Annotated in this window: 14 protein-coding genes; 7 read left to right on the top strand and 7 right to left on the bottom strand. The window is 33.0% G+C overall.

Annotated elements, in window-relative coordinates; translation table 11 throughout:
* Positions 1-70 precede the first annotated feature (70 nt).
* Positions 71-664 carry a GNAT family N-acetyltransferase gene (locus LPB248_RS13735; RefSeq protein WP_177211945.1) on the top strand — a complete coding sequence of 198 codons (594 nt, stop codon included), beginning with the start codon at positions 71-73 and terminating at the stop codon, positions 662-664.
* 63 nt (positions 665-727) lie between these two features.
* On the opposite strand, the gene LPB248_RS13730 is transcribed toward LPB248_RS13735, so the two are convergent.
* The gene (locus LPB248_RS13730; RefSeq protein ID WP_177211944.1) at positions 728-2,212 is read right to left on the bottom strand and encodes a DUF1254 domain-containing protein; all 1,485 of its coding nucleotides are present in this window, start codon (positions 2,210-2,212) and stop codon (positions 728-730) included.
* A 195-nt stretch (positions 2,213-2,407) separates the two neighbouring features.
* Between LPB248_RS13730 and LPB248_RS13725 the strand changes: the two genes are divergently transcribed.
* From LPB248_RS13725 to LPB248_RS13710, 4 genes are all read left to right on the top strand, one after another.
* Complete coding sequence (locus tag LPB248_RS13725; RefSeq protein ID WP_177211943.1) at positions 2,408-3,202, top strand: helix-turn-helix transcriptional regulator; 795 nt, start codon at positions 2,408-2,410, stop codon at positions 3,200-3,202.
* A gap of 76 nt (positions 3,203-3,278) precedes the next feature.
* Positions 3,279-4,787, top strand: coding sequence for a serine hydrolase (locus tag LPB248_RS13720; RefSeq protein WP_177211942.1), 1,509 nt, complete (start codon positions 3,279-3,281; stop codon positions 4,785-4,787).
* Positions 4,788-5,110: 323 nt separating this feature from the next.
* The gene (locus tag LPB248_RS13715) at positions 5,111-6,559 is read left to right on the top strand and encodes a serine hydrolase (protein WP_177211941.1); all 1,449 of its coding nucleotides are present in this window, start codon (positions 5,111-5,113) and stop codon (positions 6,557-6,559) included.
* Positions 6,560-6,720: 161 nt separating this feature from the next.
* Entirely contained in the window at positions 6,721-7,164 is a 444-nt protein-coding gene (locus tag LPB248_RS13710; protein WP_177211940.1) for a hypothetical protein, read from the top strand.
* Positions 7,165-7,263: 99 nt separating this feature from the next.
* On the opposite strand, the gene LPB248_RS13705 is transcribed toward LPB248_RS13710, so the two are convergent.
* On the bottom strand, positions 7,264-9,654 hold the full coding sequence (locus LPB248_RS13705) for a penicillin acylase family protein (RefSeq protein WP_177211939.1): 2,391 nt from the start codon (positions 9,652-9,654) through the stop codon (positions 7,264-7,266).
* 108 nt (positions 9,655-9,762) lie between these two features.
* Between LPB248_RS13705 and LPB248_RS13700 the strand changes: the two genes are divergently transcribed.
* The gene (locus LPB248_RS13700; protein ID WP_177211938.1) at positions 9,763-11,319 is read left to right on the top strand and encodes a hypothetical protein; all 1,557 of its coding nucleotides are present in this window, start codon (positions 9,763-9,765) and stop codon (positions 11,317-11,319) included.
* 199 nt (positions 11,320-11,518) lie between these two features.
* A complete protein-coding gene (locus LPB248_RS13695; RefSeq protein ID WP_177211937.1) occupies positions 11,519-13,315 on the top strand; it encodes a hypothetical protein in 1,797 nt (598 codons plus the stop codon).
* 56 nt (positions 13,316-13,371) lie between these two features.
* Here the strand turns inward: LPB248_RS13695 and LPB248_RS13690 are convergent, their stop codons facing one another.
* The 5 genes from LPB248_RS13690 to LPB248_RS13670 form a co-directional block, all read right to left on the bottom strand.
* Entirely contained in the window at positions 13,372-13,800 is a 429-nt protein-coding gene (locus tag LPB248_RS13690) for a YMGG-like glycine zipper-containing protein (RefSeq protein WP_177211936.1), read from the bottom strand.
* A 357-nt stretch (positions 13,801-14,157) separates the two neighbouring features.
* Complete coding sequence (gene kynU, locus LPB248_RS13685; protein WP_177211935.1) at positions 14,158-15,432, bottom strand: kynureninase; 1,275 nt, start codon at positions 15,430-15,432, stop codon at positions 14,158-14,160.
* A gap of 343 nt (positions 15,433-15,775) precedes the next feature.
* Positions 15,776-16,825 (bottom strand): tRNA preQ1(34) S-adenosylmethionine ribosyltransferase-isomerase QueA, encoded by a 1,050-nt coding sequence (gene queA, locus LPB248_RS13680; protein ID WP_177211934.1) that lies wholly within the window; start codon positions 16,823-16,825, stop codon positions 15,776-15,778.
* Between the two features lie 405 nt (positions 16,826-17,230).
* On the bottom strand, positions 17,231-18,460 hold the full coding sequence (aroA, locus tag LPB248_RS13675; RefSeq protein ID WP_177211933.1) for a 3-phosphoshikimate 1-carboxyvinyltransferase: 1,230 nt from the start codon (positions 18,458-18,460) through the stop codon (positions 17,231-17,233).
* 99 nt (positions 18,461-18,559) lie between these two features.
* Positions 18,560-18,886: a nucleotide pyrophosphohydrolase gene (locus LPB248_RS13670; RefSeq protein ID WP_012022600.1), complete on the bottom strand. Its 327-nt coding sequence runs from the start codon at positions 18,884-18,886 to the stop codon at positions 18,560-18,562.

The raw sequence follows: 18,886 nt of genomic DNA, 5'->3' as shown, positions 1-18,886 counted from the left end.
TTAAATTTATTTACAAAAATTAAACATTTAATTTCGTTATTAGATTTATACAATTAGTAAAACAGAAATTATGAACAGCGAAATTTTACAATCAGACATTATTTTAGAAAACGAGAAAGTGCTTTTGATTCCATTTGAAAGCGAAAGAAATATAGAACTCAAAGAAATCATTTTTGATGATGACATTTGGAAACATATGGGAATGTATGTTCGAAACGATCAGGATTTTGAAAACTATATTCAAAGTACGTTAAAACAGAAATCTGATGGAATTTGTTATCCGTTTTTGATTATTGATAAAGCTACAAACAAAGTAGCAGGAAGCACACGATACGGTTATTTAAATCATGCGAGTCAGAAATGTGAAATTGGATGGACTTGGTACGGAAAAGAGTTTCAAGGAACGGGATTAAATCAAGCATGTAAATTTGAATTGCTGAATTTTGGTTTCGAACAAATTCAATTTAGAAGAATTCAGTTTAGCGCAGATTTAGAAAACTTACGATCACAAAAAGCAATTGAAAAGCTAGGCGCTGTAAAAGAAGGTGTTTTTAGAAACAATTATGTCGATTCTGAAGGAAAAAGTAAAACTGATGTTTATTTTAGTATTATATCTGAGGAATGGTCGAAAACTAAAAAAGAATATTTCTCAGCGTTTCTTTAAAAAACAGAAGCCGATTTTAAAATCGGCTTCTGTTTGAATTAATTTACCTTTTAAAAGAAATACTTATTTTACTTCTTCAAAATCTCCAGGTTTCCAGCTTCCATCAAAAGCAGCTTTTTCAGGTCCATAGATACGTATATAAACAAACCAGCCTTTATTTGGAATTGTTTTTATCCATTGCCCTTCTTTGCCTGCAGGCATCTTTGGTCCAAAATACAAATCAACTGTTTTACCTCCTATTTTATCTTTAAGCTCAAACATAGAACGAAGCGCTGCCTTATTTTGGTCTGTAGCAATTTGGCTTCTAGTTTCGGCATCATAAACTGTAACCGACCAGAAAAGTTTTGCAGGTACAGGTGTAGGAAGTGTAAGTTTATAAGTCTTGCTTCCATCAACATATTTTCCTGTATTGTCTTTCAATCCTAACCAATATAAAGATCCTGAACCTTCTTGACGTCTAAACATAGCTGGAGAAGCACCAATTGCCTGGTAGAACCAAGTTTCTCTCGCATCTATATCAACATAATTCTCGGTATTAAAATCTCCATTTTCAGGACGAAGCCCAACCCATTCCCATTGGCGATCTTTCCAAACTATACGATCTGGACGACGATCGGCAAATGATTGCACACGCATTTGAGCATTAGCAATTTTTGCAGCTTTTGAAAGTATACTTTTCATACGCTCATCTGGCGTAAAAGGCTTTCCTTTTGCAATTCCAAGCACTGCCAATTCTCCATAATAATTGCGATATCCATCATAAGATGGTTCACGATCGATAATTTCTTTTAAAACTTCCCAATACTTAAAAGTTGTCTCATATTTTAACGGAGTGCTGTTTTGCGGTTTGTCAGTCAATTGAAGCCATGTTGGATCTTTCCAATCAGAAGTTTTATTAAACGGATAAACTTTTACTGTTGTCAAGCGTTCTAAGGCCCCTTTTACATCTCCGCCAACAGGAAGCGAACGCACACCAACAGTAAGATTATCAGATGAAGCGTGCCAAATGTAATACCCTGTTGATGGAATTGGCCCTTTGTAACCAAATGGAAGAATTAAGTGCTTGCCTCCTTTCCCTGCATCGGGGCCAGGAATTCCCATATCGGCAACCCAGCGCTGATTAACATCCATAGCAACAACAATAAGTGGACCTGTCGGAATTTCGACAACCATAGGACCTTTTGATAAATCTAAAACTACAGGTGCATAAGGTGTATCTGAATTTAATGTATATCCTATTTGACCTGGTTTTGTATCCAATGTTCCAAAAACGGAATTGGCTTTTACTCCTATTTCAAGATTTCCTAGACCAATTGCCGCGCCAGAAACTGTTGGATAGAAAAACTTATAGGTTTGTATCGCACGATTAAGATCGGCATCATCATATGCTTTTTGTATAGTTGCCTCTGTTGGATATCCGCCAACAAATTCATAGCCATCTACACTTGAAGAATCTGCAGAAACGCTTTCATTATTTACTACGGTTTCTTTCTTACAGGCTATTGCAAGAAGGAATAATGAAAACAAACAAGGAATGATTTTTTTCATAATAATTAGATTTAAACTTGAATTAGGGATAAAATTCCAATCAAATTTAAATCTAGTCCATACAATATTAGCTACTTACTATCTTCAAACAGGTTTCAAGTTATAAAATGAAACCTGTTTTTTATGGATACTCATTTTTGTTTCATTCTCTTTTTAGCCTAAATTTGAAATCAAATTGACAAATCAAACTTAAATATGCAGTTATACTCAGAACATTACGTAACTCAAAAAACGGAAAGATTTGTCAATAAAGTTTGGTGTCTAGATAATAGCATTGGCGAAAGCTTGATTGAAAACAAACTCGTTCTTCCAAACGGATGTTTCAATCTTGCTTTTATAACTGGAAATTCTATTGATGTTCATACAAGTAAGGCCAAATATGAAATGAACGAAGGCGTTTATTTTTGTTCGCAAATGACCAACAAAGTTTTGGTAAACATACATCCAAAAACTAAAGTTACAATTATTCAGCTTCATGCTTGGGCGCTTTCATTGTTTCCAAAATATGATTTAAGCGATTTCACAGATTCTATCATCAAAATTAATCCTGACGAACTGCCTTTTAAAATTAAGATTGATTCTGATTCTCATATTGTAGTAAATACAATAAACTCTTATTTTGAGGCATTATCTAATTCTCATTCTGAAAAAGATATAATTGAAAAAATCTGCGAAATCATAAAACTAAAAAACTTCGAAGTTTCGGTTTCAGATCTTAGCCAATCCTTAAATTCTTCTCAGCGTTTATTGCAAATAAAATTTAAAGTGGCGACTGGACTTACCATCAAAAAATACATTCAGATTTTAAAATTCAGAAAATCTGTAGATCAAATGCTAAATGCCAATTTAGAAAAATTAAGTCTTACAGAAATCGCACTTTATAACAAATACTTTGATCAATCCCATTTTATAAGAAAATTTAAAGATGTGACCAAAATGACTCCGAAAATGTTCAATCCTGATTTGTATTTTCTCTCAAAAAAAAGATAAATTTTCGCATTTGTACAATTTTGCGATTGTTGATTGATCTAATTTTGCCAAATCATCAATCAATAATCAATCACAAATGAAAATTAAATCATCCCTTTTTCAGTTAAAAATCCTTTTAATTGGAATCTTATTTATTCAAATCCAACTAGGATTTTCCCAAGAGGCTAAAAATTCTGCTTTATATAAAACCATTATGTCAAAAGACAGTCTTCTTTTCAACATTGGTTTTAATACCTGCGATATAAAACAATTTGAAAATCTTTATACTGAGGATTTTGAGTTTTATCATGACAAAGACAGTATTTCGGACAAGACAAGATTTCTAAAAACATTCCAAAACGGAATCTGTTCTCCAACAAGAAAATATAATTATCGAAGAGAATTAATAAACGGAAGCACAGAAATTTATCCTTTATATAAAAATGGTGTTTTATATGGCGCTATACAAATGGGAACGCATCGTTTTTATGAAAGCTCAGCCAGCAATACAGAACAGGCTGGAAGCTTTGCTAAGTTTACACATCTTTGGCTTTTAAAAAATAAAGACTGGAAATTAGCACGATCACTTAGTTATAATCACCAAATGACAAGTTCTATAGCTGGCATATCAAATCTTTTTGACAATAATCTGGAAACTGAAAAATGGCTAAAAGAAAATAATGTTCCCGCTCTAGGAATTGGAATTATTACAGATGGAAAACTAAAACAAATTAAAGTTTTTGGCGAACTTAAAAAAGGCGTTTCAGCACCTTACAATACCATTTGGAATGTCGCTTCGTTGACAAAACCCGTAACTGCTATTACTGTTCTGAAATTAGTAAGTGCCGGAAAATGGGATTTAGACGAACCGCTTTATAAATACTGGATTGATCCTGATATTGCAAAAGATCCATATTTAAAATTACTGACCACGAGAATTGTTTTGAGTCATCAAACAGGTTTTCCAAATTGGAGATCTTTTAACGAATCTAAAAAATTAGATTTCAAATTCAAACCTGGAACACAATACCAGTATTCTGGAGAAGGTTTTGAATATCTGCGAAAGGCGCTGGAGAAAAAATTTCATAAAACATTGGATCAACTGGCTTCAGAATTAGTTTTTGAACCATTAAAAATGAAGGATTCCCAATTAATTTGGAATGACAAAATTGATCTATCAAGATATGCAGATGGCTTTGATAATAAAGGAAATCTTTATGAACCAACAAAAAACAAAACCGCAAATGCCGCCGACGATTTATTGACGACAATTGAAGATTACGGCAATTTTTTATGTAGTGTTTTGAATAGTGATGGCTTAAGTAAAAAAGTTTCTGACGATATGAAATCGCATCAAATTGCTACCAAAAAAAATAAATATTTTGGTTTAGGCTTCGAAATTTACGATTTAGGAAACGGCAATTATGCCCTATCTCATGGTGGCGCAGACAAAGGTGTTCAGACCATTTTTATTTTACTTCCTAAAACAAAACAAGGTCTTGTAATATTTACCAATGTTGATGACGGCTATAAAATTTATGAAAATATTGTGGTGCATTACTTAGGAGAAAATGGCCAGAAAATAGTTGAGATCGAAACAAAATAATTCAGATTCAATTGGATATCAACTCAAATACAAAAACATGCTAAAGTTATTTATCCTTTTTTTATTATATATAAGTAAAGTTTTGACTGATTAATTGTGCTTAAAAATATTTGTTAGTTATGAGCATAGGCCTACTTTTAAAGTATTTGGTCTGTGCTCTGCTTTTTTATTTTGAAAAAAAAAATGAAAAAAGTAGGTCAATCTTGAAACCAAATCGCAAATCGATCGTCTAACATTTTAGGACATCTTTTTATTTCATTGAAGAAGTTTCAATCATCAATCAAAAACGAATTTCATTAATCTAAAACCATAATCAATCCATTATGAAAAAATCAATCAAACTTATTGCACTATTTGTCGCTTTTCAGCTTTCCTCATTTAGCGTTTTCGCTCAAGATAAAGCACAGCAAATTGAGCAGCTTTTAAGTAAGTATAACGAATACGGACAATTTAATGGTTCTGCTTTAGTAGCCGAAAACGGAAAAGTAATTTTCAAAAAAGGTTTTGGTTCTGCCAATATGGAGTGGAATATTCCCAATCAACCAGATACTAAATTCAGATTGGGATCCATAAGTAAACAATTTACTGCTCTATTAATTGTAAAGCTGGCAGAAGAAGGAAAAATAAAACTAGATGTTCCTATTACAACTTATCTTTCTGACTATCCGAAAGAAAACGGCGATAAAATTACTATTCATCATTTACTGACACATACGTCAGGTATTCCTAATTACACAAGCTCACCAAACTTTCTAAGAGACAAAGCAAAAAATCCTTATACGCCAGAAGCCTTTATAAAAACATTTTCTAGTCTGCCACTTGAATTTACTCCAGGCGAAAAATTCAATTACAGCAATTCGGGATATTTTTTATTGGGTTACATTATCGAAAAAATTACAGGCAAAACATATGAGCAGAATTTGCAAGAAACTATTTTCACGCCTTTAAAAATGGTAAATTCTGGTTACGATCATAGCGATGTGATTCTAAAAAACAGAGCAGCTGGTTATGAAAAAGAAGGCAAAAAAATTGTCAATGCCTCTTATATTGACATGAGCATTCCATATGCTGCTGGATCTTTATACTCTACTGTAGAAGATTTGTATTTATGGGATCAGGCACTTTATACTAATAAACTGCTTTCAGAAAAATCGATGGAATCTCTTTTCAAACCTTACATAAAAGCCTGGGATGGTTTTTATGGCTACGGATGGTCAACTTATGAGGTTCCAAACGGAGACAGCAAATTAACTGTTATTGAGCATGGTGGCGGTATTAACGGATTTAATACTGTTATCTCTCGTATTCCAAAAGATAAAATTCTTATCGTTTTATTGAATAATACTGGAGGAACTGTTTTGGGAGAAATGAACACAGCAATTCGTTCCATTTTATACAATCAGCCTTTTAATCAGCCAAAAAAATCTCTAGCTCTTGATCTATTAGATGTTTATAATGAAAAAGGCGCTGTTGCAGGAACAGAGACTTTTAAGAAGTTAAAAAACGATCCAACCTACGGAATTAAAGAAAGTGACATGAACAAAGTTGGGTATCAATTACTTCAAACTGGAAAAAAGAAAGAAGCTATTGAAGTTTTCAAAATCAATGTTGAGACTTTCCCAAAATCTGGAAATGCTTATGATAGTTTAGGCGAAGCATATTTGGCAGATGGAGACAAAAAACTAGCAATGGTCAACTATAAAAAATCTGTTGAATTGGATCCTACAAATGAAGGTGGAAAAAAAGTTCTGGAAGAGCTTTCTAAAAAATAAAGGCAAATAATTGTAAATTAATTTCTTAAAAAAACGACTCCGATAAAATAGCTCTAACAGTTATTCTATCGGAGTTTTTGTTACAACTTGGGACATACAAATTCGGTCAATTATTTTTTAAAAATACTATTTTAGCCTCACCCAAAATAATTGAATAACCTATGAAAAATTTGAAAAACTATCGTTTTCTAACTGTCTTGCTATGTCTTTTTATTTCTTCTAAATCTTTATCGCAAAGCAATCAGCCTTTAATGCCTAGCCAGCAGAACAAAATTATAATCGATAAAATTGTTGAAGCGACTCGTTACAAAAACTACGTTATTGATTTTTGCCTTTCAAAAATAAATGAAACTTCTGCAAAAGAAGGTTGGAATGACCAAAAGGCAATGGAAGTTACTCAAAGCATTAACTACAAAAACTTTAGAGATGCCATTTACAACAGTTTTGTAGTGTTTGACGAAGTTGAATTGGAAACTTTATTAAAAGCCTACGAAAAAGATCCTGCCTATCAAACACAAAATGTCATGACCAATAATAGGGTTCTTATTAATAATCTGAACATTTTTGCGAATGATATTGTTTTGGGGAAGTATATTTCTAAGTAAGGTTCAGAGGTGCAAAGCAACAAAGGTTCAAAGGTTTTCTAAATAGAAACCTTTGAACCTTTATTAGCATTTGAATCTACATGAAACTTAAACCAAAAACTACTTCTTAGGTTTTAAAATTAGTTTAGTTGAAGTCTTTATAATCTCTTCTTTGTTTAATTTCATTTTTCTGAACTTTCCTGCGTTGTACATTTCAGCTTGATCATCGTAGTGTTTACTAAACGGATTTCCTGATTGACCAGTTGGCAAAATACTCCAGCTGTTTTCTACATCGGAAAAATCGACAATTCTTCTAGTTGAAGGTCCGCCTTTGGTATAATATTTACCTTCATCGTTAAATCCGAAAAATAAATTATTGATTACTTCATTTGAACCTGGCGAATTAAATGGGCCAACATTAAACAATCCGCGAAGCGCTTTGACTTTTCCTAATGGATGTTCGTGTTCTACTGTATGTACTTTCCCCCAGTTCCATTCTGAAATGTTTTCTCCTAGCTGATTCTGCAAAGCAACAACAGCATCATGAAAAGATTTTGAAACAACATCTGTTCTGGTTTCTTTTATATTTTTTGTTTTGATGTTATCCCACCAAATCGAATTTTCATTTTTTATCTGATTGGCAATTACTTGTTTTCCAAGAGAAATACCCAAAAACAAATTGAAATTGTCTTTTCCCATTTCGTCTTCAAACGTATTTTTCAAATACAGATAAATCCATTTGTTGTAAATCGTTGGCGCAACATCCTCTAAATTGGTTGTTCCTTTCCAAGATCTTAAAACATTTATAACTTCTTTTTCTTTATTAGAAAGTGGTTTATTATCTAAACTTGCAATTAAGTTTTTAGTCGTTTCAACAGCAACATCAGAAGTATTATCATAAATCATTTTACTGATGGCTTCCTTATCCCAATCTGATTTTGCATTTAAAATTCCAGAAATTCTTTTAGCGCGATCTTCCGGTAGATAATATCCTGGATATAAATAACCATTATCTATTGCTTCTGGCTGATTATTGGCCGAATAAACATATCCCCATGCTGGATTTTCTGCTGACGGATTTTCTTCAAAATCTAAAAACTTCGTAATATCATCTTTTCCACTTGAACCGTCCAAAATCAAATGTGTATTAACACCTTCATTATGTCGGTACAATTTCCCGCTCGCCCACCAAGCAACGTTTCCTTTAGCATCGCCATACATAACGTTTAATCCTGGCGCTGCAATTAAAGAAACTGCCTTTTTAAATTCGGTTGTGTTTTTAGCATGCGAAAGTCCATAAGCCGCATCTAAGATTTGAATTGGCTCTCTTGTGTACGTCCAAGACATTGCAATAGGATTCTTCTTTCCTAAAAGATCTATAAAATCATTCATGACTGGTCCGTGACGAGTAATTTTAACTGTCAATACAACATCTGAAGAATCTTTTACTTTAATCGTTTTTTTTCTGATTTCGTATGTACTGAAACCTGTTGGTGTTTGATATTGAGAAGCATCATCTGCTTTATTTTTTTCTTGGTAAAAATCGATATCATCATTTTCAAACATCGTTAAACCATAAGCATAATCTCTGTTATGCGCCAAAAGCGGAAATGGAGTTCCAGCCAAATAACATCCGTACAATTCATGCTTTGGTGTAACTAAATGAGCTTCATACCAAGTTGCAGGCTGCGAAAATCCAATATGCGGATCATTAGCAAAAATAACTTTTCCCGTTTTTGATTTATGCGGTCCAACAACCCAACTATTACTTCCAACAAATGGAGGAATTGGAGACTGATCCAACATAGCAGTTATAGATTTTGAAATCTCGGTATATTCTTCAGTCTTCTCTTTAGAAATTCTAATTTTTGTATTATTAAATTCTCCATCAATACCTAAATCTTTCAAATAAGCAGCTCCATATTTATTTTTAATATCGGTCAATAACGGATCTGTTTTCTGCGCCATCGCAAAACTAAAAGACATATATCCAAAAATATTATAAACGTCTTTTATGGTAAATTTTTGCTTTTTTACACCAACCAAAGTAAATTCTATCGGCGTCACGCCTTCTTCCAAATACTGATTGATTCCATCCAGATAGGCTTGTGTCAGTTTATAACTTTCGCTGTTTTTATCCAATTTTGCAATGGCTTTTGCCGAAGCTTCTTCGATTCCGATTCCAGCAAAAAACTTATCATTTTTAAGCGCTACACCTCCAAAAATTTCAGATAAACGTCCTGGAGCAATTCGGCGTAACAATTCCATTTGCCATAATCTTTCCTGCGCATGTACGTAACCAAGTGCGGTCATAGCATCTTTTTCTGAATCTGCATAAATATGAGGCACTCCAAAATCATCAAAATAGACTGTGGTTTCTTTCTCGAGATTATTCAATTGTACAGAACCTTCATATTTCGGTTTTAGATGAAAAATGTAAGCGCATAAACCAATCGCAAGAATTACAACAAGAACCAATAATGTCAACAGGATTTTTTTAATTATTCTCATATTTTAAAAAAGGATGAAATTCGTAATAATGTAACTTTTCTTCAAAATCTTATAAGAGACAACAGTCTTTAAAAGTCTAAATTTATGTATTTAAAATTAATCCTATAAATGTCTGTATATAAAAAAATAGCGATTGTTATAATTTCTCTTCTTGCACTTGTAATTCTTGCCAATGTCGGGTTGAATTATTGGATCAAAAAACAGCTTCCAATCATCATTCACGAAAAAAACAAAACCGCATATAATATCAATTATGAAAAAATTGAAGTCTCTCTTTTTTCTCGAAATATTAATGCACAGACTTTACTTGTGAGTCCGAAAAACGAACCAAAGGACAGCAAAAATGGACTTTTTTCTAAAATTGAATCTATCACTATAAAACATTTTAACATTTGGGATTTGGCGTTTCGAGATATTATTCAGGCGGAAAGTATCATTATCAATAAACCGCGAATCATTTTATACAAAAAAGGCGAAAAACTCATCAATAATAGCAAAAGCATTGAAAAAGAAATTATTGATCCGTTTCGAAAAATTATTGCAGTTTCTAATATTTACCTCAACGACGGATCGGTTGATGTGGTCTCTTTAGATACAGATAAACCTATTTTTAGCATAAAAAAAATACTTTTAAAACTGGAAGGCATTTTAATTACCGATGCAACTTTAAAAGAAAAAATTCCGATTCAATATAAAAAATATGCTCTCGTTTGCGACAGTTTATTTTATAGACCAAATGGTTTTTATTACATCAATATTGGAAAAATAAGTACCGAAAAGAATTTTTTAAAGATTAATAATTTCTCAAATCTACCTCAATTTGAGCGTAGAGAATTTTTAAAGCGTCTTGAAAAAGAAAAAGACATTTACAATTTAAAATTTGATTCGGCTCAAGTCGCAAAAATGGACTGGGGTTTCAAAAATAATCAGTTTTATTTCAAAGCAAATTCGCTGATCATTCATCATTTTGATGCTAATATCTACCGTGGAAAAATGCTGAAAGACGATCCAAGCAAAAAATACCTTTACAATCATTTATTGCGAAATCTGAAATTTCCTCTTCAAGTTGATACACTTCAGGTTTTGAAATCGAAATTGGTTTATGAAGAAGAACTTGATTTTGCCAAAGGTCCAGGAGTTTTAACTTTCGATAAATTCAATTTGCAAGCAACTAATTTAAGAAGTGGTTTTGGTTTGAAAAAAACAGATGATGTGAAAATCAAAGTCAAATGCATTTTCATGAAAAATTCTCCTCTTGATGTCGATTGGAGTTTTAATGTTTTAGACAAAAGTGACGGATTTCATATTCAAGGCGTGATTTCAAATTTTGATGTTGGAGCCATGACAAGATTCACTAAACCTTATATCAACAGCACTTTTACCGGAACTTTCAATAAATACCGTTTTAATTTTTATGGAAACGACAACGGATCGAAAGGAAATGCTTCATTGGATTATGAAGATCTGAAAGTCAAATTATACCAAAAGAAAAATCCTGAAAAAGAAGCCAAACTCAAAACAGCAGTTGCTAATTTGTTAGTTAAAAACGATTCGAAAGAAAAACCCAAAACCGCCGAAGTCGAAGTAGAAAGACTTCAAGACAGATCGTTCTACAACCTTTTGTGGAGAAGCATTGCAGAATCCTTGAAGAAGATTTTGATTTAGAAGCTTTTTTTGGACCACGAATTGTAAAAATTGGCATTAATTTTTTATTCGCAGTGTGAAAAAAAGAAAAAATCGAGAAAATTTGTGCAATTCGTGGCAATCTTTTTGCAATATCCGCAATCCCTTTCAAACCTGACAATTATCAGGTTTTAGGACAATTTATTTTTCTTCATTTGTTCCTATTTTAATCCGAATACAAATGACAAAAAATAATCTGCATACTTTTCATATTCCAGTAATGGGACTTGCTTATACCATAGACAGTCCGATTCGAGTAGCGCAGTACGGAATTTCATCGGTTGTTGCTTTAGCAGACGATGATCTGATTGAAAAGATGCGTAATTTTTACAGCACAAAATTCAACATTCCTTACGAAGAAATTACTCAAAAATTTCACGACTATCGCGCTGAAAGAATTACCTCTTATTTAAATTTAGTCGATAAAATTGTAAAAGAGAAATTCGAAAACTTCAAAACAGAATTGGCAGAAAGCAAAACGACTTTAGAAAACTTTATGTCAATGCTGCCGAATACTTCTGATATTAAAAAGGGATTTCAGGCTTTATTAGATGACGGAATTGCTTTTAAAGAAAACATTCAAAATTACATTGAATCGCATCTTTTTCCAGGAGAAATCGATGTGAATATCATGACGAAACTAGACAAAGATAATTTTGTCAAAAATGAACAACTTCCAGTTGAGTTTAACGACGCACATGCTGCTTTAAGAGGTTTTGCCAATAGTAACTTGGAATCTTCTGTAGTTCTTTCTGCTGGAATGAATCCGAGATTGTTTGGTTATTTCGAAAACTTCAAAGATTTTTTTCCGAATGAAAACAACGAACTAAAAAAGAAAATTATCTTAAAAGTAAGTGATTTTAGATCGGCAATGATTCAAGGAAATTTCTTGGCGAAAAAAGGACTTTGGGTTTCAGAATATCGAATTGAATCGGGATTGAATTGCGGCGGACATGCCTTTGCAACTGACGGACTCTTATTGGGTACGATTTTAGAAGAATTCAAGCAAAAAAAAAATCAATTGATACAATCTGCCCACGAATTAATGATTAAAGCTTTACAGGCAAAAAATCAGCCTATTCCTGAAAATCCTTTAGAATTAAAAATTACGGTTCAAGGCGGTGTTGGAACTGCTGCAGAACATGAATTTTTATTGGACGAATATAAAGTTGATTCTGTAGGTTGGGGTTCGCCATTTTTATTAGTTCCCGAAGCAACATCTGTCGATAAAGAAACTCGCAATTTGTTGATGAATGCCAAAGAAGATGATTTTTATTTAAGCAATATTTCTCCTTTGGGAGTTCCTTTTAACACTTTGAAAGGAACTACAAACGAATTTTTAAAGCAAAAACGCATTCATGAAAATAAAGCAGGAAGCTCTTGTCCGAAGAAATTTCTAGCTTTAAGCAAAGAATACGACCCGCATGGAATTTGCACAGCTTCAAAAAAATATCAAGATATTAAACTAGAAGAATTAGAAGCAAAAAAGGATTCGATATCTAATGATGAATTTGAGAAGAGCAAAATCAAAATCACCGAAAAATCATGTTTATGTGTTGGTCTGGCGAATGCTTCTTATCTAGAAAACGATATTAAGATAAAAGGTCAGGCTCAAGGCGTAGTAATTTGCCCTGGACCAAACTTAGCTTATTTTGACCAAGAGGTTTCTTTAAAAGAAATGATCCAGCATATTTATCAAGGCAAATCGGTTATTAGAACAGACCGCCCGAACTTATTTATAAAAGAGCTTAAAATGTATGTTGAATATTTTAGAAATGAACTTCAGTCTATTTCTGGAGAACTTACAACAGCTCAGCTTAAAAAATGGACTACTTTTAAATCTAATCTGTTAGATGGAATTGAGTATTATAAAAATTTATTTGAATCGACGTCAGTCTTTAAGGGTCATCTTGATCAACTCGATTCTTGTAAATCAGAATTAGTTGGTATTAAAATTCCCGTTTCAGAGTTGGTTTAAAATTGAAAACCCCAAATTAAAATTTAATTTGGGGTTTGTTTTTATTTATAGAATAATTATTCCTTCTTCTTATTTTTACTATCAATAACAGCTCCTGTTCCAGTTCCTAATGCCGCTCCTGCTAAACCGCCAATAATAGCACCCTCGCCTTTTTTCTTACTGACAATTGCTCCTGTTGCGGCACCTACTCCAGCACCAATTACAGCTCCTTTAGCAGTTGCGCTCCAACCTTTCTTTTTAGCTGGTGCAGCTGTCGTTGTTGCGTCTTGCTGATGCACTACGACAACTTTTTCTTTTTGAGCTTCGATCTTTTCCTCGTTTAATTTCGCCATTTCAGTCTTCATCGAATCGATAACACGCTGTTTGTTAATTTCAACTTTCATTGAATCAATGCTGGCTTGCTTGGCTTTATTTACATCTTCTTTGTTCTGTTGTTGACAAGAAGTTAAAAATATCACGGTTAATAAAATATATAAGTCTTTCATGATTGTAAGTTTTAAAAAATTATACATTACAAAGTTCTTAATATCTGCTATAATGATTATTACAGAATTTTTTAGAAAGTTTATAAGATTTGAAGTTTTTGCTGTTTCTCGCTGCGTTTTATTTTTCAAGCTGAATAAAATTAATCTCGTAATCCCGATAGTTATCGGGATTACGAAGACGTAAAGTTTTATCCTCATTTTTTGTCATTTCGAGGAACGAGAAATCGCACTAGAAACTCTACAAAGATGGGCTACATACTTTGCGGAATAACTAGTGCGATTTCTCGTTCCTCGAAATGACAACAGCTCGATTAATTATTTTAAATAAAAAATTTCGTGTCTTTGCGAGATTATTTTTTACTTCCCTAAAATTCCTTTTTTCAAAATTTGTCCGAAGTCGTACATATCTTCATAAGAGCAATATAACGGAACTGGTGCTAGACGAATAACGTTTGGTTCGCGCCAATCTGTAATTACTCCGTTTTTCATTAAATAATCAAACAATGCTCTTCCTTCTCCGTGAAGGAAAACCGATAATTGAGAAGCTCTTTCTTCTGGATTTGATGGCGTAATAATTTCAAAAGTACTTTCTACTTCTTTATCGATTTCATGAAGAATAAATTCTAGATACGAAGTAATATGATCGCGTTTTTTGATTAAAGCATCCATTCCAACTTCAGCAAACATTTCTACTGAAGCTAAATATGGTGCTAGAGAAAGAACTGGAAGATTACTAATCTGCCATCCGTCTGCTCCGTGAACTGGATCAAAGTTTGGTTCCATTTTAAAACGACGCTCTTTGTTATGTCCCCACCATCCTGCAAATCTTGGCAAATCTGAATTATGATGTTTTTCATGAACAAAGCATCCAGAAGCATTTCCTGGGCCTGAATTCATATATTTATAACTGCACCAAGCAGCAAAATCTACATTCCAATCGTGAAGTTCTAGTTTGATATTTCCAGCTGCATGCGCTAAATCCCACCCTACTTTTGCTCCTGCTTTTTGTCCTGCAGCTGTAATGGTTTTAATATCAAAAACTTGTCCAGTGTAATAATTTACTCCTCCAATTAATACCAAAGCCAGTTCGTCACCAACTTCTTCAATCTTAGCCAAAACATCTTCTAAACGAATATTATGTTCTCCTTCTCTACGTTTAATTTCTACAATCGCATCTTCTGGTTTGTATCCGTGAAAATTCACCTGACTTTGAAACATATATTGATCTGATGGAAAAGCTTTTTCTTCACAGATAATTTTATAGCGTTTGCCTTTTGGCTGATAAAAAGAAACCATCAGCAAATGAAGATTTACTGTCAAAGTGTTCATAACCGTAACTTCAGACGGAAGTGCGCCCACAACTTTACTCAAAGGTTCTGCAAATCTTTCTTGATAATCCCACCAAGGTTTTTCGGCATAAAAATGACCTTCAACAGCCAATTCAGCCCAGTCATTCATTACTTCATCAATATAAGCTTTGGTACGTTTTGGCTGTAATCCTAAAGAGTTTCCCGTAAAATAAATTACTCGTTTATCATTTACTTTTGGAAAAATAAATTGATCTTGATAATGATTTAATGCGTCTTTCGAATCTAGCTCTCGTGCAAATTCGCGTGTATTTTGAAAAGTCATTGTGTTTTTGTTTTGGATGCTAAAATAACAAAAATTGTTTGTTTTGTTTCAGGTTTAAAGTTTCAAGTTGATATACTTTGTGTTTTTTTTAACCGCAAAGTTCGCAAGGATTTTTATCAAGGTCAACGTTTACAAACGCTAAGTTCGCAAAGCTTTGCGTTCTTTTGCATTTGGCAAGCACAGACTCAGTAAAAAGTCCTTGCGAACTTTGCGGTTAAATTTCACAACGAACTTCAAACTTAAAACCTGAAACCTGAAACTTGAAACTTGAAACCATTAAAAACCAAAAAACCCGACAGCTTCTTAAAAACTTGTCGGGTCTTCTATATAATATAAATTCTAATTAAAGAATTAACATCGCGTCTCCGTAAGAATAGAATTTGTATCCTTCTTTAATCGCTTCGTCGTATGCTTTTTTCATTAAATCGTGTCCACAGAAAGCAGAAATCATCATTAATAATGTTGATTTTGGTGTGTGGAAGTTTGTAATCATACAGTTTGCAATACTGAAATCGTGAGGAGGGAAAATAAATTTATTTGTCCATCCTTCGTATGGATTCAAAGTATTTGCAGAAGAAACAGAACTTTCAATTGCACGCATAGAAGTTGTTCCTACAGCACAGATACGTTTTTTCTTTGCTTTTCCTTCATTAACAATATCACAAGCTTCTTGAGTAATGATTAATTCCTCAGAATCCATTTTGTGTTTAGATAAATCTTCAACCTCAACTGGGTTAAAAGTTCCTAAACCAACGTGTAAAGTTACCTCAGCAAAGTTCACTCCTTTGATTTCTAATTTTTTCAAAAGGTGTTTTGAGAAGTGTAAACCAGCAGTTGGTGCTGCTACAGCTCCTTCTTCTTTTGCATAAATAGTTTGGTATCTTTCAGCATCTTCAGCAGTTACTTCTCTGTTGATGTATTTAGGAATTGGAGTTTCTCCAAGTTCAGTCAATTTATTTCTGAATTCTTCATAAGAACCATCGTATAAGAAACGTAATGTTCTACCACGAGAAGTTGTATTGTCAATTACCTCAGCAACTAACGAATCGTCATCACCAAAATAAAGTTTGTTACCAATACGGATTTTTCTAGCTGGATCAACTAAAACATCCCAAAGGCGTTGCTCAGAATTTAATTCTCTTAATAAGAAAACCTCAATTCTAGCTCCAGTTTTTTCTTTGTTTCCGTACAAACGCGCAGGGAAAACTTTTGTATTATTAAGAATTAAAACGTCTCCGTCATCAAAATAGTTGATCACGTCTTTAAACATTTTATGTTCGATAGTGTTTTTTTTACGGTCAATTACCATTAAACGAGATTCATCTCTATTTTCTGCTGGGAATTCAGCCAAAAGTTCTTTCGGTAAATTGAAATTGAAGTGTGATAATTTCATATTTGAGTTGTTGATTTTAGAGTGTAGCTTTTAGATTTGTTTATCTAAAAATTTAAATCGGTTGCAAATATACGATTGTGAGATAGACGTTGTCAAGTGTTTTGATGTTTATTTTCAAAAGTCCTTGATTTACTGCACTTTCAGATTGACTTAAAAAGCTATTCTTTAAGTCAATTTTAACTTTTTCGAACCATATAAGAAATATAAGTTCATTTAAAGCAAACCTATAATTTGGCTAAATCCGAAAAAAACATCTTTGAAAACCTCAGTTAAAGCTGAAGGCAATTCATTTACGAAAAAAAATATCTAAAATTCAACCATAAAAAAACCTCTGGTTGAAACCAGAGGCTATGTTTTATTATGCTTGAATTTAAATGAACTTATATTTCTTATATGGTTCAAAAACTACAATTCTGAGATTTGAAAGTTCAAGGCTTTTAAATCGTTCCAGAAATCTGGGTAAGATTTGGAAACTACTTCAGCATCATCAATAATAATTGGAACTTTAATTGCTAAAGGTGCAAAAGCCATTGCCATACGGTGATCGTTGTATGTCGCGATATGAATATCATGCTTAATATCTCCCGAACGCTCTAAAGTCAAACTGTCATTAGTAACAGAAATATTTGCTCCTAATTTAGTCAGTTCTATTTTTAGCGCTTCTAGTCGGTCTGTTTCTTTAATTTTTAAAGTATGAAGACCTGTCAAATGGCATCCAATTCCTAAACCTAAACAAGTTACTACAATTGTCTGAGCAATATCTGGCGTATTGTTTAATTCAAAATTTACATCTTGATAATTAAATCCTTCCACTTTCTCCAAAGTCATTTTGTTGTTTTGGAAAGTAGTTTTCACACCCATTTTTTCATAAAGAGAAACTAATTCTGAATCTCCCTGAAGGCTGTTTTCTTTGTAACTGCTTAAGGTTATTTTTGCAGCATCTGCCAAAGCCACAAGACTAAAGAAATAAGAAGCCGAACTCCAGTCAGATTCTACAACCATTTCTTTTGATTCAACAGTTTCTTTTGGATAAACTTTGATTACGTTTCCTTCAAAGCTTGTTTTAATATCTAAATCATTAAGCAAAGCCAAAGTCATTTTGATATACGGAATCGAAGTAATTTCTCCTTCTAAAGTCAGTTCTAAACCGTTGTCTAATTTTGAAGCCACTAATAAAAGTGCCGAAATATATTGGCTGCTCACATTTGCTGCCAAGTTTACTTTTGAAGCCGTAACTTTTTTTCCTCTAATTCGAATTGGCGGATATCCTTCTTCTTTTTCATAAGAAATCTCAACTCCCAATTGTCTTAAAGTATCAACTAAAATTTTGATCGGACGTTCCTGCATTCTGCTTGAACCTGTCAAAACTACTTCTCTACCTTCGTTAACCGAAAAATACGCAGTAAGAAAACGCATTGCTGTTCCTGCGTGGTGAATGTCTACAATTTCGTCATTTCCAGCAAGAGCCTTTTGCATTACTTCACTATCATCAGAATTGGAAGTATTGGCTAAAGTTATATTTGGGAATAATGCTTTTAATAACAATAAACGGTTCGTTTCACTTTTAGAACCGGTGATATTTAGTTGCGAATCATCAATGGTGAAAATTGAATTCGTGCTTAATTTTAAATTCATGATAGTAATTATGATTAGCGAATTACGAGTGTCTAAATTCGATCGCGCAATTTACCACTCCTTGCCCGTAAATCAAAATTCACCATTGATATTTCACAATTATTTCAATTTATCATTGTTTTTGTGACGATCTTTATCTCTAACCGATTTTAAGTCCATTTTTTTATCAAAAGCAGCCTGTAAATCTATTCCTGTCTGATTTGCCAAACACAGCACAACAAAAACAACATCTGCTAATTCTTCTCCTAAATCTTTGTTTTTATCGCTTTCTTTTTCAGATTGTTCTCCATAACGACGAGCAATGATTCTTGCCACTTCACCTACTTCCTCTGTAAGTTGTGCCATATTGGTTAATTCGTTAAAATAACGAACTCCATGTTCTTTTATCCAAGTATCAACATCCAGCTGTGCATTTTTCAAATCCAT

The organism is Flavobacterium sp. LPB0248 (assembly GCF_013388355.1).
Classification (GTDB): domain Bacteria; phylum Bacteroidota; class Bacteroidia; order Flavobacteriales; family Flavobacteriaceae; genus Flavobacterium.
Note: the sequence above shows the minus strand (reverse complement) of the source record. Positions and strands in the feature narration are given on the sequence as shown.

Bases quoted from the DNA above. Each gene is read 5' to 3' on its own strand.
- LPB248_RS13735 (WP_177211945.1), top strand. From the start codon at position 71: ATGAACAGCGAAATTTTACAATCAGACATTATTTTAGAAAACGAGAAA.
- LPB248_RS13730 (WP_177211944.1), bottom strand. From the start codon at position 2,212: ATGAAAAAAATCATTCCTTGTTTGTTTTCATTATTCCTTCTTGCAATA.
- LPB248_RS13725 (WP_177211943.1), top strand. From the start codon at position 2,408: ATGCAGTTATACTCAGAACATTACGTAACTCAAAAAACGGAAAGATTT.
- LPB248_RS13720 (WP_177211942.1), top strand. From the start codon at position 3,279: ATGAAAATTAAATCATCCCTTTTTCAGTTAAAAATCCTTTTAATTGGA.
- LPB248_RS13715 (WP_177211941.1), top strand. From the start codon at position 5,111: ATGAAAAAATCAATCAAACTTATTGCACTATTTGTCGCTTTTCAGCTT.
- LPB248_RS13710 (WP_177211940.1), top strand. From the start codon at position 6,721: ATGAAAAATTTGAAAAACTATCGTTTTCTAACTGTCTTGCTATGTCTT.
- LPB248_RS13705 (WP_177211939.1), bottom strand. From the start codon at position 9,654: ATGAGAATAATTAAAAAAATCCTGTTGACATTATTGGTTCTTGTTGTA.
- LPB248_RS13700 (WP_177211938.1), top strand. From the start codon at position 9,763: ATGTCTGTATATAAAAAAATAGCGATTGTTATAATTTCTCTTCTTGCA.
- LPB248_RS13695 (WP_177211937.1), top strand. From the start codon at position 11,519: ATGACAAAAAATAATCTGCATACTTTTCATATTCCAGTAATGGGACTT.
- LPB248_RS13690 (WP_177211936.1), bottom strand. From the start codon at position 13,800: ATGAAAGACTTATATATTTTATTAACCGTGATATTTTTAACTTCTTGT.
- kynU (WP_177211935.1), bottom strand. From the start codon at position 15,432: ATGACTTTTCAAAATACACGCGAATTTGCACGAGAGCTAGATTCGAAA.
- queA (WP_177211934.1), bottom strand. From the start codon at position 16,825: ATGAAATTATCACACTTCAATTTCAATTTACCGAAAGAACTTTTGGCT.
- aroA (WP_177211933.1), bottom strand. From the start codon at position 18,460: ATGAATTTAAAATTAAGCACGAATTCAATTTTCACCATTGATGATTCG.
- LPB248_RS13670 (WP_012022600.1), bottom strand. From the start codon at position 18,886: ATGGATTTGAAAAATGCACAGCTGGATGTTGATACTTGGATAAAAGAA.